Below are 24,589 nucleotides of genomic sequence, written 5' to 3'. Positions count from 1 at the left end.
GAAGCCTCCCCGTCAGAGCCGCAGATTGGTGCGGGCCAGCTCGATGATCTCGTCGCCCCGGCCGTTCATGATCGCCTTCAGCATGTAGAGGCTGAAGCCCTTGGCCTGCTCGAGCTTGATCCTGGGCGGCATCACCAGTTCCTGCTGCGCGGTGACCACATCGACCAGCGCCGGTCCCGGATGGGCGAAGGCCTCGCGCAGCGCGCCTTCCAGCTCGCCGGCCTTTTCAACGCGAAAACCCCTCACGCCGATCGCCTCGGCCATTGCCGCGAAATTCGGGTTCTTGAGGTCTGTGCCGGTGTCGAGATAGCCGCCCGCCTTCATCTCCATGGCGACAAAGCCGAGCGAGCCATTGTTGGAAACCACGATCTTGACCGGCAGATCAAGCTGGGACAGCGACAGGAAATCCCCCATCATCATCGTGAAGCCGCCATCACCCGACAGCGAGATGACCTGACGGTCGGGGGCGGCCGCCTGCGCGCCAATCGCCTGAAGCATGGCATTGGCCATGGAGCCATGGTTGAAGGAGCCGATCAGGCGGCGCTTGCCGTTCATTTTCAGGTAGCGCGCCGCCCAGACGGTCGGGGTGCCCACGTCGGCGGTGAAGATGGCATCCTCCGTGGCAAGTTCGCTGACGAGGCGGGTGAGGTACTGCGGATGGATCGGCTGCCCGTCCCGGGAGGGTTGCGCAAGATCGTCCAGTCCCTTGCGCGCCTTGGCATAATGGGCGCGGGCGGCCTCGAGGAAACCGGTATCCCGATCCGGCCGGATGCGCGGCAGCAACGCCTCGATCGTTTCCGTGACGTCGCCGACGATCCCGAGCGACAGATGCGCCCGCTTGCCGAGGGCGGAGGGATCGCGGTCCACCTGCACGATCCTGGCCTTGTCCGGATAGAAGTTGCGGTAGGGAAAGTCGGTGCCCAGCATCAGAAGCGTGTCGCAGTTGAGCATCGCATGATAGCCGGAGGAAAAACCGATGAGCCCGGTCATGCCCACATCGAAGGGATTGTCCCATTCGACATGTTCCTTGCCACGCAGGGCGTGCACGACGGGGGCCCCCAGCTGGCGGGCGAGTTCTACCACCGCATCATGGGCGCCGGCGCAGCCGCTGCCGGCCAGGATCGTGACCGCTTCCGATCCGTTGAGCAGTTCGGCGAGTCGTCCCAGCTCTGCTTCGGAAGGCAGCAGGCGCGGGGGTGCAAGAGGAGCCCAGTTGGTGTCAGCCCCTTCGGGGGCCGTCTGCAGGGCGACATCGCCCGGCAGTACGATCACCGCCACGCCGCGCTGGCCGATGGCTGCGCGCATGGCCCGGTGCAGCACCTGCGGCATCTGCGCCGGGTTCGTCACCAGCTCCACGAAGTGGCTGCATTCACGAAACAGGTCCTGCGGGTGGGTTTCCTGGAAATAGCCGAGACCGATTTCCGACGAGGGAATATGCGCCGCAATGGCCAACACCGGCACGTGATTGCGATGGCAGTCGAACAGGCCGTTGATCAGGTGAAGGTTGCCGGGGCCACAGCTGCCCGCGCAGACCGCAAGTTCACCCGTCACGGCGGCCTCCGCACCGGCCGCAAAGGCTGCGGTTTCCTCATGCCGCACATGCATCCATGTGATGCGATCCAGCCGCCGCAGGCTGTCATTCAGCCCGTTCAGGCTGTCGCCGGTGACGCCCCAGATCCGTTTGACGCCGGCATTGGCGAGTGTCTGCGCGGTCAGATCGGCGATGGTCATGCTCATGAGCGTTTCTCCTTCTTGCGAGGGCGGACGAAGGCAAGCTGTCGCGCGACAGCTTGGGTTCAAGTGCGAGCCAGCGAGAAGCAGCCTTGCAAATTTCGCTGCCGTTTCCCCGCTTCTGTCGCCAGGGGTGACCGGTCGCATTCCCGATCGGTCACGGCTGCTGGCCGAGGGCTGTCTCCAGGGATGTCATCAGCCTGTCGATGGTGACGGGCTTGCGAAGAAAGGCGAGCGCGCCTCCGCTGAGGGCAGCCTGGCGTGTCCGCTCGTCTTCATAGGAGGTAACAAAGATCATCGGCGGATGCGGTCCCCGACGGTTGAGTTCATTCTGAAGTTCGATGCCGGAGAGACCCGGCATTTTCACATCCACGAGGATGCAGTCGACCGGCGTTTCCCGGCCCGAGGTGAGAAACGCCTCGGCCGAAGCAAACAGGCGGCACTGGTAGCCGAAGGACATGATCAGGTCGTCCATGGCTTCACGGATGGCCTGGTCATCATCGATGACGGCAATGGTGGGGACGGCGGGCAAGGAAGAGGCCTTTTTGTCGGTGTCTTTCCTCCTCTATGCGCCGATGATCCCTTGAAAGATACCATACTAAGAGACAGGTGGCCGATGTCGGTCGCCGAGCAGTTCGACCTTTCTGACGAGATCGGCGACCGAGTGCGCCTCCATCTTGCGCATGACATTGCCGCGATGCAGCTTGACGGTGACCTCGCTGATGCCGAGTTCGTAGGCGATCTGCTTGTTCATCAGCCCGCGCACGACGGCCATCATCACTTCCCGTTCGCGGGGCGTCAGTTGCTCGGCAAGGGAGGTGATGGCGGCATTCTGCGCACTTTCGCGTCGCCGGGACCTGTCGCGTTCCATGGCCGCGGCGACGGCATCCAGAATATCCTGCTCCTTGAACGGCTTGGTCAGGAAGTCCACGGCCCCGGCCTTCATCGCCCTGACGGTCATCGGTATGTCGCCGAACCCGGTCATGAAAATGATCGGCATCCTGTTGCCCAGGCGCTCCAGTTGCGCCTGGAAATCCAGCCCGCTGATGCCGGGAAGCCGCACGTCCAGAAGCAGGCAGCCATGCCGTCCGAGATCGGCTCTCTCAAGAAAGTCGACCGTGCTTTCAAATGCTTCTGCGTCAAACTTCATCGAGCGAAAGAGGTCGGTCAGGGCTTCGCGCATGGCCATGTCGTCATCAACGATGAACACCACGGGCCTCGTCGGCTCTTCCTTCGCCTGTCTGCGGGGATCAGGCACGCTCGACCTCCGGATGGACGGGCATCAAGATCGAGAAGACGGCGCCGCCCTGCGGATGGTTGTCGCCGGTCAGACTGCCGCCGCGCGCCTCCAGCGTTGCCCGGCAGATGGACAGCCCGATGCCCATGCCGGTGGCCTTGGTCGTGAAGAAGGGCGAGAACAGCTTGTCCCTGATCGCTTCGGCAATGCCGGGGCCCGTGTCGCGGATGGTGAGGCGGATGGTGCCGGCGTCCTGGCTTTCCGTCCGCACGATGATGGCGCGGTTCTCGATGCCGGCCTCATCCATTGCCTGGATCGCATTGGTCAGCAGGTTGATCAGCACCTGCTGCAGTTCGATCTTGACGGCCCTCACCGGCGGTGTGTGTTCGCGTTCGATACGGACCTTTGTCCCGCTGCGGTCCAGCTCGTGTTCCAGAAGCGCCAGCGTGTCCTCGATGAACGCGTCTAGATCGAAAGTCTCGGTGCTGCCGTCACGCCGGGCAAGCAGGCTGCGGGTGTTATGGATAATGTCGCTGGCGCGCTGGCTGTCGCGGACCATCCGCTCGGCGCAGCGGCGCGCAGCCGCGAGATCGGGCGGGTCGCGATCCAGCCAGCGCAGCAATGTCTGTGCGTTGACGACGATCGCGCCGAGCGGCTGGTTCAGCTCATGGGCAAGCGACGCGGACATGACACCCACCGCGGCCGCCTTCGAGGCCTTCGTCAGTTCCGCCTGCGCTTCGCCGAGTGCCTTCAGCGCGAGCTCCCGCTGGGTGATGTCCACCATGCTGACGATCACCCGGTGGAAGGCGAGCGGTTCTTCCGGAAAGCTGATGGAGAGCAGCACCAGCTTGTCATCACCGCCGTGCGTGCGGATCAGCACCTTGTCCTCGAAGACACGGCGGTTGTCCATGATGGCCTGTAGCATATCGAGGAACTTGTCGGAGGCGGTCGTGATCGACTGCTTGAGTGTCCCCGTTGCGGAGGCATCGCAGCCGAGCAGTTCCTTGCCGGCCTCGTTGGAGGCAACCACGGTGATCAGGTCGATGCAGCGCTCGGTGAAGCCGGGATGGGCGCGCGCATGGGCCCGCACGTCGACAATGCCCTGCTGCTTCAGCCCCATCAGCACGGCATGCAGTTTCGAATAGTCACGTTCCCACAGGGCAACGCGCGTGCGGTCGAAGATCGAACGGTAGCGCCCCTCGCTTTCCCTGAGTGCGGCGTTGATGGACAGCAGCGCCAGCCGTGCGGTTTCCGTCTTGACCAGCAGCATGGTAGTGATGACGAGGGCCGCAAGCGCCACGACGAGCCGCAGCATCGCTTGCAGATCGGTCTCGCCCGCATGGGTCAGCGCGTAGGAGACGAGGCTCAGAAAACCGCAGAGGCAGGACAGTGTGATCAGCCCGACGCGCGTGATGGCCTGCGCTGCAAGCAGCACGGTGATGGCGTAGAGAACGGCGATCGCACCCTCGATGTCGGTATAGGTATCGACATAGAAGACCGTGGCCGCCAAGGCCAGAGCCGTGGCGCCGAAGGCGATATGGTAAGCGCCGCCTTCCGGTTCGCGAGAGCGAAATATCGCCGATGCAATCGACATTGTTCCCCCCGGTGCGATGTTCGCGACAATCCGGCGTTTTCGTGCAGTCTGACCCGAAGGTGGGTGCGATCTGCCGCCTGGTGTCATGACTTCTAGCGGGAACGGGTGCGGCGATCTTGAACGATACGCGGGTTCCTTGGACGAAATCGCCTGTGTCGTGAAAGATGCCGCGTGGTGCCCGCAGCCCCCCAAAAAAGAAGGCCGTCTCCGGGCGGCAGGAGACGGCCTTGGCGGATCTCGCAAGGGGATCCGCGGCTCCGGAGGAGGGGAGGACACCGGAGCATCTGGCTTTCCGCCAGTCGCCATCGGGAGGGGCGATGAACAAAGGCTAGCCTGCGGTCTGCGCCCGCGAAACTGAACTTAGGTATGGGATCGAGTGTACCTGTAGCCGATTTCGCCACCCTCCACGTTCTTCCTATCCTCGGTGCCGATCAGACAGCCGCGACGGGATCGCCAGGCGGCTTTCGCGGTCAACCGCACGAAGGAGAACGATCATGAACACGATCACTGCAGCCCAACACCGCAAGCTCCCGCTTGCCACGCCGACCGACCTTGGCGCCGATGCCACCCGCGACATTTCGGCGGCGCTGACGGCATTGCTGGCGGATGTCTTCGCCCTCTACATCAAGACCAAGAATTTTCACTGGCACGTGTCGGGGCCGCATTTCCGCGACTACCACACCCTTCTCGATGAGCAGGGGGGCCAGATCTTCGCCATGACCGACGATATCGCCGAGCGTATCCGCAAGATCGGCGGCACCACGCTGCGTTCGATCGGCCACATCGCCCGCCTCCAGCGCCTTCTCGACAATGACGCGGATTTCGTGACACCCGACGACATGCTGGCCGAGCTGCGCGAGGACAACAAGCAGCTCACGGTTCTGTTGCGCCAGGCGCACGCGCTGACCTCGGACCATAACGACCATGCAACGACCAGCCTGATCGAAAACTGGATCGACGAGACGGAACGCCGCACCTGGTTCCTGTTCGAAACAACCCGCCGTGCGCTCTGACCGGACGCATCCCTTCGGCCCGTCGTGCATTCCCCCTCTAGGCAGGAGAACACTGCAATGATCGACACCCCGACCGAACTGGCGGTCTCCAGACGGCATGTGCTGCTGGGCAGCGCCGTCCTGTCCACCGCGATGGCCATGCCCTCGCTCGCCCTCTCCAAAACCGCGTCACCCTCGAAGGAAGGAATGCCTCCCATGACCGAACTGTTTGTGAAGACCAAGGATAACGTCCAGATCTACGTCAAGGACTGGGGTCCGAAGAACGCCCAGCCGATCGTGTTCCATCATGGCTGGCCGCTGTCGTCCGACGACTGGGATGCCCAGATGCTGTTCTTCGTCCAGCACGGCTACCGCGTGGTGGCGCATGACCGGCGCGGCCACGGCCGTTCCGAGCAGGTGAGCGAGGGGCATGACATGGATCATTACGCCGCCGATGCCTTCGCCGTCGTCGAACATCTCGATCTGAAGAATGCCGTCCATATCGGTCATTCCACCGGTGGCGGCGAGGTGGCGCGTTATGTCGCGAAGTTCGGCCAGCCGCATGGTCGTGTTGCCAAGGCTGTGCTGGTTGCAGCCGTTCCGCCGCTGATGCTGAAGACGCCATCCAATCCGGGCGGCCTGCCAATGGAGGTCTTCGACGGTTTCCGCAAGGGGGTCGCCGACAACCGCGCCCAGTTCTTCCTCGACGTGCCGACCGGCCCCTTCTACGGCTTCAATCGTCCGGGGGCGGCAGTCTATCCCGGCGTCATCCAGAATTGGTGGCGTCAGGGCATGATGGGCAGCGCCAAGGCGCATTACGATGGCGTCAAGGCCTTCTCCGAAACCGACCAGACCGAAGACCTGAAGACCATCACCGTGCCGACGCTCGTGCTGCACGGCGACGACGACCAGGTGGTGCCGATCGCCGATTCCGCCGAACTCTCGGTCAAGCTTCTGAAGAACGGAACGCTGAAGGTCTACAAGGGCTACCCGCACGGCATGCTGACGACCCATGCGGACGTGATCAACCCCGATCTGCTCGCCTTCGTGAAGGGCTGACCCTTCTCGCCGCCGCCTGAATGGGCCCATGCAGGCGGCGGGAGATCCCGATCCGTTCCGGACGATGCCGCCCGCCAGTGTCGGGCGGCATACTGAGTGTTGCATTGCCGGATCGGCAACGAAACGCACTCAAAATTGTTCTTTATGCGAACGCCTGGTTCGGCAATGATCCCCTCATAATCTCAAAAAGAGAGGGGTCCGAAATGTCGCAGTTCACAGTCAGCAGGCGAGACTTCATGAGGACGGCGGCGGCGATCAGTGCCGTTGCCGCAGGCCAGACACTTGTTTCCATTCAGCCAGCAGGCGCGGCCTCGCCGGCGAAGGTGCGCATGCAACTCGGCTGGCTCGCTTCCAACGGCCTGCTGGGCGAGGTCGTGGCCATGAAGAAGGGGTTCTACGCCGAGCAGGGCCTTGAACTCGAAATCGTTCCGGGCGGACCCAATGTCGATGGCGTCGCGGGTGTTGCCTCCGGCCAGTCGACCCTCGGCCAGATTTCCTCCAGCCCCTCCATCATGCTTGCGCGGGGCGCCGGCGTGCCGATCAAGGCAATTGCTGCCGGTTACCAGAAGCACCCTTATGCCTATTTCTCCCGCAAGGGAAAACCGATCCGGTCTGCACAGGACATGATCGGCAAGACGGTCGCGATCCAGCCGACCGGCGCCATCCTGCTGCGCGCGCTGCTTGCCAAGAACAATGTCCCCGAAGACAAGGTCAAGATCGTCAACATGGGGGCGGACATGAACCAGCTCGTCACCGGACAGGCCGATGCCGTCGTGGGCTGGATCACCAATACCAACGCGCTGAAGGTGCTGGGGGATGACCGCGTCGACCTGATGCTGTGGGATGCCGGCATCCAGCTCTATGCCAACGTCTACTATACGACCGATGCCGAACTGGCGAAGCACCCGAAGGAACTCTCCGGCTGGATGGCGGCAACCGCCAAGGGCTGGGGCTATGCCCGGGACCACCAGGCTGAAGCCGTCGGCATTCTCGTGGACACTTTCCCCAATCTCGACAAGGCCAGCGAAATGGAAGCGATCGGCCCGCTGATGAAGTTCGCCTTCAACGAGACCACGAAGAGCGCCGGCTGGGGGGCGATGACCAAGGACAACTGGGCCGCCCAGATCAAGTCCTATGCCGATCTCGGCCAGTTCAAGGACAAGGTGCCGACGGTGGACGATGTCATGACGCTTTCGGTTCTGGATGCCACGACCGATATCCGCAAACAGGTGGGATGACGCGCATGGCAATGGCTCAGCACAAGATCGATCTGCAGGCCCCCGAGCTTGCGCCTCCTGCGGTGTCCGTCGAGCATCTGCACGTGCGTTTCGGTGGTGGTCAGTCGGAATTTACCGCCCTGAAGGACGTGTCCGTCACCATCCCCAAAGGGGCGCTGGTGACCATGATCGGTCCTTCGGGATGCGGAAAATCCACGCTGTTGCGCTGCATCGCGGACCTCGTGCCCGTCAGCGATGGCACGATCTCCGTGCTGGGCCAGACGCCGCGGAAGGCGCGCGAGGGGCGTGATTTTGCCTTCGTCTTTCAGGAGGCGACGCTGCTGCCCTGGCGCAGTGTTCTCGATAATGTGCGCCTGCCGCTCGAAGTGGGCAGGCGCGCCGATACCGCGGCCTATGCGGACCCCGAGCGGCTGCTGGCACTCGTGGGGTTGCAGGGGCGGGAGAAGGCGCTGCCGCACGAGCTGTCCGGAGGACAGCGCCAGCGGGTGGCGATTGCGCGTGCGCTGATCAGCCGGCCGCGGATACTCCTGATGGACGAGCCCTTCGGCGCGCTTGACGAGATTACCCGCGACAAGCTCAACGAGGAACTGCTGCGGATCTGGAAGGAGACGGGCACCACCATCGTCTTCGTCACCCACTCGATCCCCGAAGCCGTCTTTCTCGGCGAACATGTACTGATGCTTGCCGCCCATCCCGGTCGGGTCAAGGCCTACATCAAGGTGGATCTGCCGACCGAGCGAACGCTTGCCATCCGCGATACCGTGGAATTCATCCGCATCACCGCGCATCTGCGCCGGCTTCTGGAGGAATGCTGATGACCGATACGCTGCATTCCGTGGCCCCCACCGCGCGGGCCGGCATGGAGCCGGCCGTTCGTCGGGCGCTTCGAGCAAACCGCCTGCTCGCACCTGTCGCCGATCATATGCCGGCAATCCTCGCCATTGCAGGCTGCGTGATGCTCTGGCAGCTGGTGGTCTGGGCCTTTTCGGTGCCCACCTTCATGGCGCCAAGCCCGATTGCCGTTCTCTCCGCTTTCCGGGAAAACGGCGTAATTCTCTGGAACAACCTTCTGCCGACGCTGCTCGAAGCGGCGATGGGCTTCGTGTCCGGCAATCTCGTCGCCATCCTGCTCGCGGTCTGGTTCGTCTACAGCCCGCTGGCGGAACGGGCCTTCTATCCGATTGCCGTGATCATCAAGTCTATCCCGATCATTGCGCTGGCGCCGATCCTGGTCCTGCTGGTCGGGAATGGCATCGCACCAAAGATCATCATCGCCGGGCTGATTTCATTCTTCCCGACGCTGGTGAATATGGTGCAGGGGCTGAAATCCGCGAGCCCGGCCATGCTGGACCTGATGCGTGTCCTGTCGGCCAGCAATGCGGAGATCTTCTGGAAGGTGCGGCTGCCGGCCTCCTTGCCTTTCCTGTTCGCCGCCCTGAAGATTGCGGCCACCAGCAGCGTGATGGGGGCGATCGTCGCCGAATGGATCGGCTCCAGCTACGGTCTCGGTGCCCTGATCATCGAGGCGACCTACAATTTCCGTTCGCCGCTACTTTACGCGACGGTGGTGATTGCGGCCGCACTCGCCGTCATCCTGTTCTTTGTGGTGGCGATCGTCGAGAAGAAAGTGGTGCGCTGGAAACCCGGCAACCACGGCTGAACCGTTCCAAATCCCTTTGAAAACCTGGCCCGCGTTCGAAGCATCGACCGTGCCCTTTGTCATGCCGGCATGTCCGGGAGGAAAATCCATGCAAGCCATGATCGCTGTCCCTCAGAAACAGGCCAAGATCGTCGACCGCTCGGATGTGGTCGTGGTCGGAGGCGGCCCCGCCGGCATTTCGGCCGCCATCTCGGCCGCCCGCAACGGCGCGTCGGTAACGCTCATCGAGCGCTATCCCTATCTCGGCGGTCTTGCCGCCGGCGGCATGGTTCTCGTTCTCGATGATATGGTCAACGGACTGGATATCACCGTGCAGGGGATCTGCACCGAGATGATCGAACGCATGCGCGCGAAAAACCTCTGCGTTGTGCCCGACGAGAATGACCGCCAGATCGACCGGCGTGACCTGCCGGAAAGCTGGCGTCGCTGGGCACGCTGGGGGCTCTTCGATTTTCACACGCCGACCGCCCCGCACCCGATCTGTTATGCGGCCGCCTTCGATCCGGATGCATTCAAGCAGGTTTCCTATGACATCTTTGCCGAATGCGGTATCAAGCTTCGCACGCACAGCTGGTTTGCCTCTGCCATCGTCGAGGATGCGACGATCAAGGGTGTCATCTGCCAGACCAAGTCCGGTCTCGAAGCCATCATGGCGGGCGTGGTGATCGATGCGACCGGCGACCTGGACGTCGCGGCCAATGCCGGCGCCTCCCATGTCGAGGACAGCTTCATCCTCACCACGGTCTCGCGCTGGGGCGGCGTGGATACGGAGGCCGCCGAGCGTTTCGAGTTCGAGGAACCGGAGCGGTTCAAGCGTCTCGACCACGAAGCCAAGCGGTTGATCGGCGGATGCTGGTCCTACTGGTGGCTGAAGACGCCGCTGCCGGGCGTCATCTGGCTCAACTGCCCGCACATGCCGAAACTGTCCGGTCTCAAGGTCGAGGATCTCGCTGCCGCCGAGGTGGAGGGCAGGGCGCGCATGGGGCGGCTGCTCGAATTTGCACGCCAGACGCTGCCGGGCTTCGAAAGGGCTTATGTGGTGGATTTCGCGCCCCAGACCGGCGTCCGCCAGACGCGCATGCTGCAGGGCGAATATGTGGTGACCAAGGAGGATGTGATGAGCCGGCGTCACTTTGCCGACAGCGTCTGCCGGGGCAGGGACTATTACACCCCGTATCGGGCGCTTCTGCCGAAGGAGATCGACCAGCTTCTGGTCGCCGGCCGCCACTATTCCGCAACGCCTCAGGCCCAGAAGTCGAGCCGCGAAATTCCCCCCTGCATGGCCATGGGCGAGGCCGCCGGCGTTGCCGCCACGGTGGCGCTCAATGCCGGGACCACCGTTCGCCAAGCGGACATCACCGCAATCCAAAGACAGATGCGGGCGCAGGGTGCCGATCCCGGCGACCGGCCGTCCGCCAATGCAAGCTACCTGGAGGCAGCAGAATGACCACCCTTCCCTTGTCCGGCATCCGTGTCGTGGATTTTACCCAGGTCATGCTTGGCCCCTGCTGCACGCAGATGCTGGCGGATTACGGAGCTGACGTGATCAAGATCGAGAAGGAGAAGATCGGCGATCTCTCGCGCTGGTCGTTGGGCTCCGATCCGGACGGACTGAACAATCCGGTCTTCTGCTCGCTCAATCGCAACAAGCGCAGCCTGGCGCTGGATCTGAAGCGGGACGACGCCCGCGCCGCCGTGCTGGCGCTGATCGACCAGGCGGATGTTGTGGTCAACAACTTCCGGCCCGGCGTGATGGAGCGCATGGGCTTTGGCTACGAGGCGCTGAGGGCGCGCAATCCGCGCCTTATCTTTGCAGTCGGCACGGGTTATGGACTGACGGGCCCCTATGAGCACAAGGGAGGCCAGGACGTGCTGGCGCAGGCCGTTTCCGGCGTCATGCGTCGCAAGTCGGACCAGAGCCACCCGCTGTCCATCTATGCCACTCCGCTTGCCGATTTTTCCGCCGGCATGCATCTCGTCCAGGGCATTCTGCTGGCATTGCTGCACCGGGAAAAGACCGGAGAGGGCCAGCAGGTGGCCGTCAGCCTCTATTCCTCCATGCTGGCCATGCAGATGCAGGAAGGCACGGTGCACATGATGCGCAACAGGGAGCTGAACTGGGGTGCCTTCCCGCTGACCGGCGTATTCGAGACGACGGATGGGGCGATCGTCATGGTCGGGGCCTTCAAGCAGAACCCGCTGCAGGACATCTGCGCGGCGCTTGAGATCGAAGACCTCTCGGCCAATCCCCGCTATGCCAATTTCGACCTGCAGATGCAGCATCGTCCGGAGCTGCAGACGGTGTTCCGAGAGGAGTTCCGCAAAAACAGCACCGCGCACTGGATCGCCCGGCTGGAGGGTGTCGACATTCTCTGCGCGCCGGTGCGCACCATTGCCGATGCCCTGCAGGACGAGCAGACCCTGATCAACCGCATGATCCTCGATGCAGGCGAAACACCGGCAGGCCCGATCCGTCTGATCGGGTCGCCGATCGACATGTCGGCGGCCGAGGTGACGGTGCGCATTCCGCCGCCGCGCCTTGGCGAGCACAATGCGGAAATCCTCGCTTTGCTCGGGGAGAAGAGCCGTGAGGATGCCGCATGAGTATCCGTTTTTCCGTCAGCGACCGCGTGGCGCGCGTCACCATCGACCGTCCGGAGCGGATGAATGCGGTGGATGCGGCCTGCGAACAGGCGCTCGAAGCCGTCTGGCAGGACATCGAGCGACGCGACGACGTCAGTTGCGTGGTGGTGACCGGTGCCGGTGCCAGGGCTTTCTGTGCCGGCGCCGATATGAAGGGCGTCACCACGTCCGGTCTCGATTACTGGGCTGAGGATCGTCCGCATGGTTTTGGCGGTCTTTCCTTTCGCCGCAGCCTGGATGTCCCGGTCATCGCCCGCGTCAACGGCTTTGCGCTGGGCGGCGGTTTCGAGATGGTGCTGGGGTGCGACATCGTGATTGCTGCGTCCACGGCACGCTTCGGTCTGCCGGAAGCGCGGGTGGGTCGGATGCCGCTCGATGGCGGCATGGTTCTTCTGCAGCGAAAGATTCCGTTCAACCGTGCCATGGCCGTTCTGATGACCGGCAGACAGTTCAGCGCAGAAGAGATGCACGCGTTCGGGCTTGTCAACGAAGTGGTGGAACCGGACGCGCTGGATGATGCCGTCGAGCGGTGGGTCACAGAGATCGTGGCCTGTGCGCCGCTCTCCCTGAAGGCAATCAAGCACACCGTGAACCGAACGGGACATCTGTCTCCGGCAGAGGCGCAGGCGCTGCGAACCGTGCCGCTGGTCAGGGCCTTGCGGAGCGAGGACGCACAGGAAGGGGTAACGGCATTTCTCGAAAAGCGAGCGCCCGTCTGGAAGGGCCGTTGAGCTTGCGCCGACGCCAAAACCCTATCAGGATATGGCGTTGTACACGGAATGCGCCGGGTTCCCGTTGATCCCGACGCATTGCGGATCTCCTGGTTTTCGCGCGTCGCTGAGGGAAACCGGATTCCAGTTTGCCCGGACAAACGCAAAGGCCCGATGGAGGCGCCATGCATGCCAGCATTCTGAAATATTTTGCGGCCGTGGCCCGCTCGGGCTCCATCCGCAAGGCATCGGAAGAGCTGCATGTCGCGACCTCGGCGCTCAGCCGGCAGATCAAGAAGCTGGAAGACGAGTTGGGCATGCCGCTGTTCGAGCGGTTGCCCGATGGCCTTCGCCTGACAGGGGCAGGCCGCATCGTGCTTCGCCATGCGCGGGAAACGCTGCAGGACTACGAGGTGATGCGCGGCGAGCTCGGCGATCTCGCCGGCAAGATCACCGGCCGCATTCCCATCGCCTGCCTCGACAGCCTGGCGATTACCTTCATGCCCCAGTGCCTGATGGACTTTAACCGCAACCATCCGGCCGTGGATTTCCGGATCCGGACGGAAAACTATGCACGGATCTTCGGCCTGCTGACGGATGATGACGTGGATATCGGCATTACCTTCGACATCGCGCGGCCGGGCGACGTCCGGCTTCTGTCCTCGGTCCCGATGCCGATCATGGCGATCGTTGCACGCAACCATCCGCTCGCCCGGATGAAGACGGCCTCCGTCGAACAATGCGCCCAGTTCAAGCTGCTGCTGCAACTGGACAATGACGTCACCAGCTGGATGTTTTCGCTCGAACTCGGCGCGTTGGAGCGTCATGCGCGCGCCCTTGTCTCCAGCAACAACCAGATGATGCTGAAACCGCTGATCCTTTCGGGTAACGGCGTTGCCTTCTACACGCCCATGGGCTTCTACGAGGAGTTGAAGACCGGCGAGGTGGTGGCCCTGCCGATTTCAGGGCTTCGCAACGAGATGGCGCGGCTGGGGGTGATGGTTCCGCGCACCCGCAAGCTGCCTTATGCCTCGGAGGTCATGGCGGGCTTTCTGGCGGATCGTCTGGCAATCTTTGCCCGGACGATCGAAGAGATCGTCGTGCGCTAGAACGTTTCCGGCGACACCGGGATCGCCCGAAGCGCTCCATTTATTCCTACGCAATTCCGGCGGCGAAACCGTTGCCGCGTTTCGCTGGAGTTGCATCATTCCGCGCGTTTGCGCATTCCGGGTCGTCAGGCCGTCATCCGTTCCGACTGCAGGACGACGGATGCAAGCGTCTCTCGGGCAGTCTCGTCGGTGATGGGAAGGTTGGGGGGCATGACATGCGTCCAGATGGCATTCCCCGTCCGGCGCCTGACGAGGTGTTTGACGGCGCCGATCAGCGGAAAGGCGGCAACGCCGGCGCGCAGCGCGCGGACCTGTCGTGCGAGTGCGTCATTTCCCTGGTCCCGCCAGAGCCTGTCCGCAAGTGCCGGATTCACGTTGACGGAGGCGGAGATGCAGCCGGCGAAACCTGAGGTCGCGGCTTCGGCCAGAGCCGTTTCGCTGCTGGGAAAGACGTCGAAATCCCGGATGGCTGCAAGGTTGCGTGCGTAGTCGAGGTCGCCGGAACTGTCCTTTGCGCCGCGAATACGCTCAGGATGGGCGGCCTTCAGCCGCGTGGCGAAGTCCGGGCCGAACACAATGCCCGTCAACTGCGGGAAATTGTAGAGATAAAGGTCGATGGTGCCGGTTGCCGCGATCAACCGGTCGAACCAGGCAAACAGCCCGTCCTCGGATACCGGCTTGTAGTAGAAGGGCGGCAGGACAAGCGCTGCCGCATAACCGAGGCTCTCGGCCCGTTGTGTCAGGTCGATCGTGGTTGCAAGATCAGGCGTGGCAGTCCCGACCATCAGCCGGGAGCGATCGAGATTCTCCGCCGCAACCGTCATGATCTCCCGGCGGAGCGATACGGACAGGGAATTCGCTTCGCCGGTCGTGCCGAGGATGTTGAGCGCAGATGCGCCGTGATCGAGGCACCACTGCCCGTGTTCGAGGAAGGCGGCGGCGTCCAGTTTTCCGTCCAATGAGAACGGGGTCGGCACTGCCGGAATGACGCCCGTGATGTTTGATGGCTGCATGATGTTCTCCTCCTCAGGATGCCGTCGCGTGCAGGGGCCTGTCGAAGGCTGCGACCAGGGGGTGATCCGCGGTGGTGGCCGTTCTGTCCCAGCCGCCGGGCGATCCGAGCCCGCTCACCGCTGGCGTGAAGAAGTCGCGGTTGATGCCGATGAAAGCCTGCCGATCCGGGCTGATCTCCTCATCCCAGGCAATTGCATCCACGGGACAGATCGACAGGCACAATCCGCAGTTGATGCATTCGTCCGGGTGGATGTAGAACATCCGGCCGCCCTCATAGATGCAGTCCACCGGGCACGCGGCGGTGCAGGCGCCATCCTTGACGTCGATGCAGGGCGTGGTGATCACATAGGCCATGTGTCCGGAACCTCGTTGTCGGCCGGCCGGGCAGGCGGGCGTGTCGAGGCATGTTTTCAGAGCAGCCCATTGCTGGGAAGTTGAGAGTTTCGCAGCCGTCGTTGCCGGTTCGGCAACGGACAGGGAAGGCGAATATGTCGTCTGTTCGATCGCAACGAGACAACGGACCTTCCCGAGCGCGTCGGTTCGCGTGTCCGCGCACGGGAAGCAGGCATCGAGGCGTGAGTGTCAGGTGTCGCGTGCCAGACCTGCCAGGAAGTCATGGAAACGATCGGCCTGGATCGTGATGTGATCCCACAGTGCCTGTTCTGCATCGGCCCCGTTGCCGGCCAGGATCGCCTTGACGACCCTGTCATGTTCCGCAAACGATTGCTCGATGCGGTTCAGCGAGCGCAACTGGATGCGACGATACGGCTTGAGGCGTCGATGCAGCGCACGCGCCTGCTCTTCGAGAAACGGATTGGCGCTGGCGCGATAGATGGCCATGTGAAAGCGCTCGTTCTCGTAGTAGTAGGCGTCCGAGCCCTGGTTGACGGCTGTGCGGCACGCTTCGTGGCAGGCGAGGATCTCCTGCCGCGAGGTCTCGTCCAGCCGCCTTGCCGCCAGTCGCCCGGCCATGCCTTCGAGCCCGCCCATCACCTCGAACATGTGGATGAGGTCGGCTGGCGAGACCTTGCTCACCGTCGCGCCGCGCCGCGGCTTTATCTCCACAAGTCCCGCCTCCTGAAGCTGCCGCAACGCCTCGCGTACAGGCGTGCGGGACACGCCATACTGTTCGGCAAGGCTTTGTTCTTCCAGTCGATCACCCGGCCTGAACGTGCCTGAGACAATGGCGTCCTCGATACGATCGCGCAGGGACGGTGCACTTTTGGATTTCACATTCATGCTGAGCATACCCAGTTTTAATTTTTGTATACACGAGATTGACATCCGCATGCTCGTGCGTCATGAACTGTTTTAGCATTGTTCAGCGACGGTATGCAATCACAGCAGACCTCGTTCGTTTCCGGGTTCGTGGGAGGAGCCAAGAATGTTATCGAAACTAATCAAGACTCTAGCTGCCGCTACCGTCCTGTCGTTCGGTGTGGGAGTGGCAGCGCATGCCGAGAGCGTGCTGCGGATTCGCGCTGTTGGCGACATCCAGCAGATGGATCCGCTGCTCAGCACCAACTACCCGATGCGCGACATGTCCTACCTGCTTTGGGACACCCTGTTTGCCATGGACGCCAATTTCGACGTCAAGCCTCAGATGGTGGATACCTATTCTGTCAGCGCGGACGGCAAGGTCTATGATTTCACGCTGCGCAGCGGTCTCATCTTCCACGATGGAGCGCCTGTCACGTCCGCAGACGTCATTGCGTCCGTCAACCGCTGGATGGGCAAGGACAGCCTGGGTCAGGAAATTGCCAAGCGTCTGGACAAGATCGAGGCGACGGGCGCGACCTCTTTCCGGATCACGCTGAAGGAACCCTTTGCGCAGCTCCTCAACGGGCTTGGTCGCATGACGGCCTATCCGCTTTTCATCATGCCGGAGCGCATTGCCAAGACGCCGATCGGTGAGAAGCTTCCTGCGCTGATCGGTTCGGGCCCGTTCAAGCTGGTCGAGTGGCAGCCGGGCGTGAAGTTCGTTGTCGAGAAGTTCAAGGGCTATGTGCCCCGCAGCGAGCCTCCGAGCAATCTGGCAGGTGGCAAGATCGCCAAGGTGGACCGGATCGAGCGCATCACCATCCCCGATGATACGAGTGCAGTGAATGCGCTTCTCGCCGGCGAGATCGATTTCGTCACCGAAATTCCCTATGATCAGCTTCCGATCGTCGAGGCCGACAAGAATTTTGCCGTCGCACCCAAGCCGCTTCTTGGTCGAAGCCTGCAGGTGGTTCTTAACCATACGCAGCCGCCCTTCAACGACATCAAGGTGCGTCAGGCAGTTCAGCTGGCCCTGAACCAGCAGGACTTCATGACGACGCTGCTCGGCGATCGCAAGGATCTCTACAAGGTCTGCGCCGCGATCTTCATGTGCGATGCGCCCTACGAGACCGATGTCAACAGCGACCGCTACATGAAGCCGGATCCCGAGAAGGCCAAGGCGCTTCTCAAGGAGGCAGGCTACAACGGGACGCCGATCACCTTCCTGCATCCCACCGATCAGCAGTTCCAGCGTGACATGGGGACAGTGCTCGTGCAGGCCCTGCGCAAGGCGGGCTTTACGGTGGATGACCGCCAGATCGACCTCGCCACGATGTTCTCCCGGCGCAACAACAAGGGCACGCCCGCAGAAGGTGGCTGGAACATGTTCCTCACCGCCTTTGGCGGCGACGCCATGATGGATCCGCTGACCAATCCATACGTCACCGGCGCCTGCGACAAGGCGTTCGTCGGCTGGCCCTGCGATGAGGAACTGCAGGCCCGCTGGAAGGCCTTCCTTCTGGCCGGCGATCAGGCCGCGCGCAAGGCGGCAGCAATCAAACTGCAGGAGCGGTCGAACGAGATCGTCACCTTTATCCCCATGGGCCAGCATTATGGCGTGGCGGGATGGAGCAAGTCCGTCTCCGGCATCATCGACAGTCCGCTGCAGCTCTACTGGAACATCGAGAAAAAGCAGTGACATGAAGCGGCGGCGTCACCCCGACGGGTGGCGCCTGCCGTCCTCGGGAGGCATGCATGTCCAATTTCGTCGTCCGGCGGCTTCTGTCGGTCATCCCCATCGCGTTCATCGTCCTGATTACGGTTTTTCTTCTGCTGCATATCGGTCCTGGCGATCCCGCCGCACTGATTGCCGGCGAGAATGCCACGCGCGACCAGATCGAAGCTATTCGCGAACGTCTGTTCCTCGACAGGCCGCTCCTCGAGCAACTGTTCCTCTATCTGTCGAATGTCGCGCATCTCGACCTTGGTCAGTCGGTCTATTCCGGCTTCCCCGTGCTGAAGCTCATTCTTCAGCGTGTCGAGCCGACGGCCGTACTTGCAGTTTCCACGCTGATACTCTCCGTTCTCATCGCCGTGCCGATGGGGGTATGGGGCGCATGGCGCGCGGGTTCAGCCATCGACACCTTCCTCATCGTCGCGTCCGTCGTCGGTTTCTCGGTGCCTGTCTTCGTGATCGGTTACGTGCTGGTGGATCTCTTTGCACTGCGCGCCGGCTGGCTGCCGGTTCAGGGCTACAAGCCCCTGTCCTCAGGTTTCTGGAACTGTCTGCGCAGCATCACACTGCCGTCGATCACGCTGTCCTTCCTGTTTTCCGCGCTGGTTGCGCGCATTACCCGCGCAACCATGCTGGAGGTGCTGGCGGAGGATTACATCCGCACTGCCCGCGCCAAGGGCGCCAACAACCGGCGCATCCTGATCGTGCATGCGCTCAAGAATATCGGCGTTCCCGTCGTGACCGTTATCGGCACCAGCTTTGCCGCACTGCTCGGAGGAGTGGTGATCACGGAGTCGGTCTTCAACATTCCCGGCATGGGGCGACTGACCGTCGACGCGATCCTGACGCGTGACTATCCGGTCGTTCAGGGTGTTCTCATCGTGTTTTCTTTTGTCCTGATCGCGGTCAACCTGCTGGTCGACCTGTCCTATGCTCTTTTTGATCCGCGGGTGCGCCAATGACGACGGTCTCTTCTCCCGCCCTCTCGAAGCCGAAACCGGCGCGTCCGGGCGTTGCGGTGTCGCTGAGCCTGCTGGCTCTGGCGGTCGTGATCCTGATGGCCATCTTCGGTCCGCTTGTTTTCGGTCTCGGCAATGATCTCAATCCGATGATGCGTCTGAAACCGCCAAGCGCCATTGCCTGGTTCGGGACCGACAATCTCGGTCGTGATGTCTTCGTGCGCACGGTATCGGGAGCGCGCAACTCCGTCACGGTAGGCCTGTGCACGGCCATCGTCGTGCTGGCGATCGGCGGCACGCTCGGTGTCGTGGCCGGCTATTTCAACTGGGTTGACCGCATCGTCATGCGCCTTGCCGATGGATTGATGGCCATTCCCGGCATCCTGCTGGCCATTGCCCTCGTATCCGTCCTGGGGGGCGGTCTGGTGACCGTCATCATCGCCATCTCGGTGCCGGAGATCCCGCGCACTGCCCGCCTGATGCGTAGCGTGGTGCTCAGCATCCGCGAACTGCCCTTCATCACCGCCGCGATTTCCGTTGGCTCATCCACGCCGAAGATCCTGCTGCGCCATATCGTCCCGAACGCGATCGGCATGCTGAGCGTCCAGGCCACCTATGTTTGCGCGGCTGCAATCCTTTCCGAGGCAGCCTTGAGCTTCCTCGGCGTCGGCACGCCGCCGGACGTTCCGAGTTGGGGCAACGTGATTGCCAGCGGCAAGGAGTATTTCCGTCTGGCACCATGGATCATCGCCTTTCCGGGCCTGCTGCTGTCCATCATGGTGCTGTCCATCAACATTCTCGGCGACAGACTGCGTGACCGTTTCGATCCGCGGCTCGCCGCAAGGAGGGCGTCATGACAGGCGAACCTTTCCTCAGTATTCGCAATCTCACCGTCGGTTTCGGGGCGGGTGGTGCGATCCGGGCCGTGCGCGATGTCTCATTCGATCTCGAGGCCGGCAAGACGCTCTGTCTCGTGGGCGAATCCGGCTCGGGTAAGAGCGTTACCGCCACTTCCATCATGGGGCTGCACAAGCCGGGCAGCGCCCATGTCGAGGCGGCGACCATGCGTCTGGATGGCATCAACCTGCTGGAGTGCGACGAACGTGAAATGTCGCGTCTGCGTGGCTCGCTGATGGCGATGATCTTCCAGGATCCGATGTCGTCGCTCAATCCAGCGCTCACCATCGGCTTTCAGCTGCGCGAGGCGCTGCTTCTGCACGAGAAGATGAGCACGCGCGCCGCCAATGCCCGTGTCATGGAGGTTTTGCAGCGTGTTCGCATTCCCGATGCTGCCCGCCGCATGAGTGCCTATCCGCACCAGCTCTCCGGCGGCATGCGCCAGCGTATCATGATTGCGATGGCGCTCATCTGCCGGCCACGGCTGCTGATTGCCGACGAGCCGACCACCGCCCTTGACGTGACGGTTCAGGCACAGATCCTGTGGCTGCTCTCCGAACTGCAACGGGAATTCGGCACCGCGATCATCTTCATCACCCACGATCTCGGCGTAGTCGCCGAAATCGCTGATGATGTTGCGGTCATGTATGCCGGTTCGCTGGTGGAGCGCGGTCCCGTTCATGCCATCTTTGAAAATCCTGCGCATGGCTATACCGCAGGCCTGTTGCGGGCCACGGCCGAGTTCGTGCCGGGGGAACCGAGCCGTGGGCGGCTGGAAGAAATCCCGGGCAATGTGCCGAGCTTTTCCATGCTGCCGCAGGGGTGCAGTTTCGTTGAACGCTGCCGGTTTGCCGTGGACAGCTGCCACCGCCGCACGCCGGACTGGCGTGACGTAACCTTCGGCCATGCCTCCCGTTGCGACCAGCCGGTTGCCTACGGGCCGACCGCAAACCTCACCGTGGAGGTCTCCGCATGAGTGACAACACCGATGTCCTGGTTGCCGACAAGCTCGTGCGTCATTTCAAGACCGGCAAGGGACAGACCGTGCATGCGGTCAATGACGTGTCCCTGTCGATCGCGCCGGGTGAAACGCTGGCGCTGGTCGGCGAAAGCGGCTGCGGCAAGTCGACCCTTGGCCGCATGATCATGGGGCTTGACCGGCCCGACAGCGGCGCGGTCCACCTCCTTGGACGCGATCTTGCCCGCATGGGCAATCGGGATCTGCACACGGCGCGCCGCTCCGTCCAGATGATCTTCCAGGATCCCTCCGCCTCGCTCGATCCGCGCTGGACGGCGGAAGCCATCGTGCGCGAACCGCTGGACAATTTCCGGATCGGCACATCTGCGGAAAGACGTGACCATGTGCTGCAATTGCTGTCGAAGGTCGGACTTCGGCCGGATCAGGCAAAGCGCTATCCGCATGAACTCTCGGGGGGACAGAGGCAGCGTCTGGGCATTGCCCGCGCGCTTGCCACCCGTCCGCGCCTCGTCGTCGCCGATGAACCCGTGTCGGCGCTGGATGTGTCGATCCGGGCGCAGGTGATCAACCTTCTCTGTGACCTGCGCGACGAGATGAAACTGTCGTTGTTGTTCATTTCGCATGACATCGGCGTCGTCTCGCATATCAGCAACCGCATTGCTGTCATGTATCTCGGTCGTATCGTTGAGGCGGGGGAAACCGCAGCCGTGCTCAATGCACCGCAGCATCCTTACACCGTGGGCCTGCTTGAATCGGTGCCGCGTCCGCGCCCGGCAGATCGCAGGCAGCGCGCGCCCCTGGAAGGCGACCCGCCAAGCCCTATCAACCTGCCCTCCGGCTGCGCCTTCCGCACCCGCTGCCCGATGGCTGTCGATGTCTGCGCAAATGTTGTTCCGCCCTTGCGGCCAACCGCACCGGGCCGCTTCAGCGCCTGCCATCGCGCCGACGACATGACGAAAAAGGAATTGCTCAATGTTTGAATTTCCGACACCCCTTGCCACCAATCGCTTCGAGGACGATGTCGTCGCGATCCTGGCCAGGTTGCAGCGAGGTCCTCTGCCGCAAAGGCCGATTGCCTTCTACGGCTCCTCCTCGTTCCGCCTCTGGGGAACAATGCAGCAGGATCTTCAATCGCTGGACATCGTCAATCTTGGCTTCGGCGGCGGCACGAACCTTTCCGGTCGTCATTACCTGCAAAAGCTGCTCATCCCGCTGAAGCCGGAACGCATCGTGCTCTACTTCGGTGAAAACGACATCGCCAATGATGGCCTGACAGGTCAGACGACCTTCGAACACATGAAGGCGCTGCTGGCCGATATCCGTGCAGAGCTTCCGGCTGCAAGGATCTTCGTGCTCGGCACCAAGCAAAGCCCGACCCGCTGGATCTATGCCGATGAGGTTGATCGCTACAACGCGCTGACCGAAGCCTGGTGCGGGGAGAGCGGTCAGGCGCATTTCATTGACGCATCCCGCGGTCTGATCGGCGAAAACGGCCGGCCGATGGGCCGCTATTATCAGCCCGATTTCATTCACCTGAATGCGGGCGGATACGCGCTCTGGGCCGAGGTGCTGAAACGCATTCCGGAACTTCTCGCCTGAATCCGTGCGGTCGTGCGGCGGATCGGAACGGCAGACGAAGCAGGCACGGTTCCAGCGCGTGGTGCCACCCCGCCGATCCGGATCGGCTCAGGTCTTTCCTTATCCGCCCTGCCGCTCCCGTCTGTCATATGGCTGCGGATTGCGACGCGTCTGCCTCTTTCCAAAATCCGCACGCCAGGAAAGGGCAGCAGGAGCCCGAACCAGACCCGCAGCGGATTGGCGGTTGCGCCCATCCATCCAGTTCATCGCCCGGCACCGTCCCGTCAGTCAGTCGAGGTTTTTACGCATGCCCAATCCACTTTACGACACCCTGTTTGCCCCCGGCCGTGACAGTGACGGTGCCTTTCTGATCGACGCAAAGGGAGAGGTGCTGCGCTATCGCGACTTTCACGCGCTTGCCGCCCGACAGGCCAATGTGCTCGTCGCGGCCGGCCTTCGAGCGGGCGACCGGCTTGCCGTGCAGGTGGAAAAGACGCCGCAGGCGCTGGCGCTTTATGCCGCCTGCGTCATGGCGGGCATCGTGCTTTTGCCCCTGAATACGGCTTATACGCTGACGGAACTCGACTACTTCATCGGGGATAGTGGCGCACGTGGAGTCATCTGCAGCCCGGGCATCGAGGTGGACCTGAAGCAACGGTGCGGCGCCGACGTCATGGTGCTGACGCTGGATGGCGATGGACGCGGCTCCCTGTCGGATGCAGCAGACGGTCAATCCGGCATCTTTGCCGTGGCCGAACGCGAGGAAAGTGACCTTGCGGCGCTTCTCTACACTTCGGGAACGACGGGCCGCTCCAAGGGGGCGATGCTCACGCATCTCAACCTTCTCTCCAATGCGCGCACTCTGGCCGAGCTCTGGCGGTTTGGCAGCCGTGATGTCCTGCTGCACGCCTTGCCGATCTTCCATACGCATGGCCTGTTCGTGGCCTGCAACGTCACCCTGATGGCGCAGGCCTCGATGATCTTTCTGCCGAAGTTCGACCTGCCGGCGATGCTGCGGCTTCTGCCGGACGCAAGCGTGCTGATGGGGGTTCCGACCTTCTACACCCGTCTCCTCGGTGACGATCGCTTCAACCGGGATCTTGTCGCGCATATGCGCCTCTTTGTCTCCGGCTCTGCACCGCTTCTGGCCGAGACGCATGTCGAGTTCGAAGCGCGCACGGGCCATCGTATTCTCGAGCGCTACGGGATGACGGAAACCAACATGTCCGTCTCGAACCCCTACGAGGGCGAGCGTCGTGCCGGAACGGTCGGTTTTCCTCTGCCGGACGTGGACCTGCTGATCACCGATCCCGAGACCGGGACGGTTCTTCCCGTCGGCGAAACCGGCATGATCGAAGTCCGCGGCCCCAATGTCTTCAAGGGATACTGGGGAATGCCGGAAAAGACCAAGGCGGAACTGCGCGACAACGGGTTCTTCATCACCGGTGATATCGGACGCATCGATCCCGGCGGCTACGTGCAGATCGTCGGTCGCGCCAAGGATCTCATTATTTCAGGTGGTCTGAACATTTATCCGCGCGAAATCGAGATGCTTCTCGACGAGCAGCCGGGCGTCCTGGAAAGCGCTGTCGTGGGCGTCCCCCATCCGGATTTCGGCGAGGCCGTCCTTGCCTTCCTCGTGCCCCGGCCCGGTGCGACGCTGGATCTGAGCGCCATCACACGCACGGCCGCAGACAATCTCGCGCGCTTCAAGCAGCCCCGCGAGCTCATCGTGATCGAGGAACTGCCGCGCAATACCATGGGCAAGGTCCAGAAGGCAGCTCTGCGCGAGGCCTGCCAGAACCGATACACACAATGAAAGGTGGACATCTGCCGATACGACGTCGATCTTGCCGATCGAGCCAGTCGGTGGCCGCGTGTTTCGAGTCCTCTCATGCTCGAAGAGCGGGCCACACCTCGGCAGGCCAGTCCGCTGTGCGGTATCCGGGGGAATGCATCCGGCTGGAGGCGTTGCCCGATCTTGCCCCGGCTGGTCGTGTGAGGCCGCTGTTGATTGCCACCGAGAATTGGCTCTGACTCACATTGGCTGCTGTCGTGAAGGAGGTTTCCGCTGATTCACCGGAGGATCAGCAGCGGGCCATCGATTACCGCATGCCAGTCTCGCGCCGTTTGGCTTTGTTGTGGAGACAGTGACGATCGTTGGGGAATGTGTTCAAGGTCGGCTTCGATCGCG

At 62.7% G+C, this 24,589-nt stretch carries 23 protein-coding genes; 16 read left to right on the top strand and 7 right to left on the bottom strand.

Annotated features, from left to right (window positions below; translation table 11 throughout):
• Nucleotides 1–12: 12 nt before the first annotated feature.
• The 4 genes from poxB to FNA46_RS06755 form a co-directional block, all read right to left on the bottom strand.
• Nucleotides 13–1,737 carry a ubiquinone-dependent pyruvate dehydrogenase gene (gene poxB / locus FNA46_RS06770; protein WP_143124357.1) on the bottom strand — a complete coding sequence of 575 codons (1,725 nt, stop codon included), beginning with the start codon at nucleotides 1,735–1,737 and terminating at the stop codon, nucleotides 13–15.
• A gap of 151 nt (nucleotides 1,738–1,888) precedes the next feature.
• Entirely contained in the window at nucleotides 1,889–2,263 is a 375-nt protein-coding gene (locus FNA46_RS06765) for a response regulator transcription factor (protein ID WP_143124356.1), read from the bottom strand.
• Nucleotides 2,264–2,329: 66 nt separating this feature from the next.
• Nucleotides 2,330–2,989, bottom strand: a complete 660-nt coding sequence (locus FNA46_RS06760) for a response regulator transcription factor (protein ID WP_143124355.1) — start codon at nucleotides 2,987–2,989, stop codon at nucleotides 2,330–2,332.
• Nucleotides 2,982–4,562 carry a sensor histidine kinase gene (locus FNA46_RS06755; protein ID WP_143124354.1) on the bottom strand — a complete coding sequence of 527 codons (1,581 nt, stop codon included), beginning with the start codon at nucleotides 4,560–4,562 and terminating at the stop codon, nucleotides 2,982–2,984. Before FNA46_RS06755 ends, FNA46_RS06760 begins: the two co-directional genes overlap by 8 nt.
• 494 nt (nucleotides 4,563–5,056) lie before the next feature.
• Here FNA46_RS06755 and FNA46_RS06750 point away from each other — a divergent pair, with 494 nt between their 5' ends.
• The 9 genes from FNA46_RS06750 (at nucleotide 5,057) to FNA46_RS06710 (ending at nucleotide 13,973) form a co-directional block, all read left to right on the top strand.
• On the top strand, nucleotides 5,057–5,575 hold the full coding sequence (locus tag FNA46_RS06750) for a Dps family protein (protein ID WP_143124353.1): 519 nt from the start codon (nucleotides 5,057–5,059) through the stop codon (nucleotides 5,573–5,575).
• Between the two features lie 57 nt (nucleotides 5,576–5,632).
• The gene (locus tag FNA46_RS06745; RefSeq protein WP_143124352.1) at nucleotides 5,633–6,613 is read left to right on the top strand and encodes an alpha/beta hydrolase; all 981 of its coding nucleotides are present in this window, start codon (nucleotides 5,633–5,635) and stop codon (nucleotides 6,611–6,613) included.
• 203 nt (nucleotides 6,614–6,816) lie between these two features.
• Nucleotides 6,817–7,851, top strand: coding sequence for an ABC transporter substrate-binding protein (locus FNA46_RS06740; RefSeq protein WP_143124351.1), 1,035 nt, complete (start codon nucleotides 6,817–6,819; stop codon nucleotides 7,849–7,851).
• A gap of 5 nt (nucleotides 7,852–7,856) precedes the next feature.
• The gene (locus FNA46_RS06735) at nucleotides 7,857–8,666 is read left to right on the top strand and encodes an ABC transporter ATP-binding protein (RefSeq protein WP_143124350.1); all 810 of its coding nucleotides are present in this window, start codon (nucleotides 7,857–7,859) and stop codon (nucleotides 8,664–8,666) included.
• Nucleotides 8,667–8,773: 107 nt separating this feature from the next.
• Entirely contained in the window at nucleotides 8,774–9,511 is a 738-nt protein-coding gene (locus FNA46_RS06730) for an ABC transporter permease (RefSeq protein ID WP_425468682.1), read from the top strand.
• Between the two features lie 88 nt (nucleotides 9,512–9,599).
• Nucleotides 9,600–10,958: an FAD-dependent oxidoreductase gene (locus FNA46_RS06725; RefSeq protein ID WP_143124348.1), complete on the top strand. Its 1,359-nt coding sequence runs from the start codon at nucleotides 9,600–9,602 to the stop codon at nucleotides 10,956–10,958.
• Nucleotides 10,955–12,115, top strand: coding sequence for a CaiB/BaiF CoA transferase family protein (locus FNA46_RS06720; protein ID WP_143124347.1), 1,161 nt, complete (start codon nucleotides 10,955–10,957; stop codon nucleotides 12,113–12,115). The genes FNA46_RS06725 and FNA46_RS06720 overlap by 4 nt, the downstream gene beginning before the upstream one ends.
• Nucleotides 12,112–12,885: an enoyl-CoA hydratase-related protein gene (locus tag FNA46_RS06715; RefSeq protein ID WP_143124346.1), complete on the top strand. Its 774-nt coding sequence runs from the start codon at nucleotides 12,112–12,114 to the stop codon at nucleotides 12,883–12,885. The genes FNA46_RS06720 and FNA46_RS06715 overlap by 4 nt, the downstream gene beginning before the upstream one ends.
• A gap of 164 nt (nucleotides 12,886–13,049) precedes the next feature.
• On the top strand, nucleotides 13,050–13,973 hold the full coding sequence (locus tag FNA46_RS06710) for a LysR family transcriptional regulator (RefSeq protein ID WP_143124345.1): 924 nt from the start codon (nucleotides 13,050–13,052) through the stop codon (nucleotides 13,971–13,973).
• Between the two features lie 125 nt (nucleotides 13,974–14,098).
• Here FNA46_RS06710 and FNA46_RS06705 read toward each other — a convergent pair whose 3' ends face one another.
• From FNA46_RS06705 to FNA46_RS06695, 3 genes are all read right to left on the bottom strand, one after another.
• Nucleotides 14,099–14,986 (bottom strand): dihydrodipicolinate synthase family protein, encoded by an 888-nt coding sequence (locus FNA46_RS06705; protein ID WP_143124344.1) that lies wholly within the window; start codon nucleotides 14,984–14,986, stop codon nucleotides 14,099–14,101.
• Between the two features lie 13 nt (nucleotides 14,987–14,999).
• Complete coding sequence (gene fdxA, locus FNA46_RS06700) at nucleotides 15,000–15,341, bottom strand: ferredoxin (protein ID WP_143124343.1); 342 nt, start codon at nucleotides 15,339–15,341, stop codon at nucleotides 15,000–15,002.
• Between the two features lie 228 nt (nucleotides 15,342–15,569).
• Entirely contained in the window at nucleotides 15,570–16,226 is a 657-nt protein-coding gene (locus tag FNA46_RS06695) for a GntR family transcriptional regulator (protein WP_143124342.1), read from the bottom strand.
• A gap of 145 nt (nucleotides 16,227–16,371) precedes the next feature.
• Here FNA46_RS06695 and FNA46_RS06690 point away from each other — a divergent pair, with 145 nt between their 5' ends.
• The 7 genes from FNA46_RS06690 to FNA46_RS06660 all read left to right on the top strand — a co-directional run bounded on the left by FNA46_RS06690 (nucleotide 16,372) and on the right by FNA46_RS06660 (nucleotide 24,214).
• A complete protein-coding gene (locus FNA46_RS06690; protein WP_143124341.1) occupies nucleotides 16,372–17,946 on the top strand; it encodes an ABC transporter substrate-binding protein in 1,575 nt (524 codons plus the stop codon).
• Between the two features lie 56 nt (nucleotides 17,947–18,002).
• Nucleotides 18,003–18,944: an ABC transporter permease gene (locus FNA46_RS06685; RefSeq protein ID WP_143124340.1), complete on the top strand. Its 942-nt coding sequence runs from the start codon at nucleotides 18,003–18,005 to the stop codon at nucleotides 18,942–18,944.
• A complete protein-coding gene (locus FNA46_RS06680) occupies nucleotides 18,941–19,798 on the top strand; it encodes an ABC transporter permease (RefSeq protein ID WP_143124339.1) in 858 nt (285 codons plus the stop codon). Before FNA46_RS06685 ends, FNA46_RS06680 begins: the two co-directional genes overlap by 4 nt.
• Nucleotides 19,795–20,814 (top strand): ABC transporter ATP-binding protein, encoded by a 1,020-nt coding sequence (locus FNA46_RS06675; protein WP_143124338.1) that lies wholly within the window; start codon nucleotides 19,795–19,797, stop codon nucleotides 20,812–20,814. The genes FNA46_RS06680 and FNA46_RS06675 overlap by 4 nt, the downstream gene beginning before the upstream one ends.
• Entirely contained in the window at nucleotides 20,811–21,797 is a 987-nt protein-coding gene (locus FNA46_RS06670) for an ABC transporter ATP-binding protein (RefSeq protein ID WP_143124337.1), read from the top strand. Before FNA46_RS06675 ends, FNA46_RS06670 begins: the two co-directional genes overlap by 4 nt.
• Complete coding sequence (locus tag FNA46_RS06665) at nucleotides 21,790–22,416, top strand: GDSL-type esterase/lipase family protein (RefSeq protein WP_143124336.1); 627 nt, start codon at nucleotides 21,790–21,792, stop codon at nucleotides 22,414–22,416. Before FNA46_RS06670 ends, FNA46_RS06665 begins: the two co-directional genes overlap by 8 nt.
• A 286-nt stretch (nucleotides 22,417–22,702) precedes the next feature.
• The gene (locus FNA46_RS06660; RefSeq protein ID WP_143124335.1) at nucleotides 22,703–24,214 is read left to right on the top strand and encodes a malonate--CoA ligase; all 1,512 of its coding nucleotides are present in this window, start codon (nucleotides 22,703–22,705) and stop codon (nucleotides 24,212–24,214) included.
• Nucleotides 24,215–24,589: the final 375 nt, after the last annotated feature.

Source organism: Affinirhizobium straminoryzae, assembly GCF_007004135.1.
Lineage (GTDB): Bacteria > Pseudomonadota > Alphaproteobacteria > Rhizobiales > Rhizobiaceae > Neorhizobium > Neorhizobium straminoryzae.
Note: the sequence above shows the minus strand (reverse complement) of the source record. Positions and strands in the feature narration are given on the sequence as shown.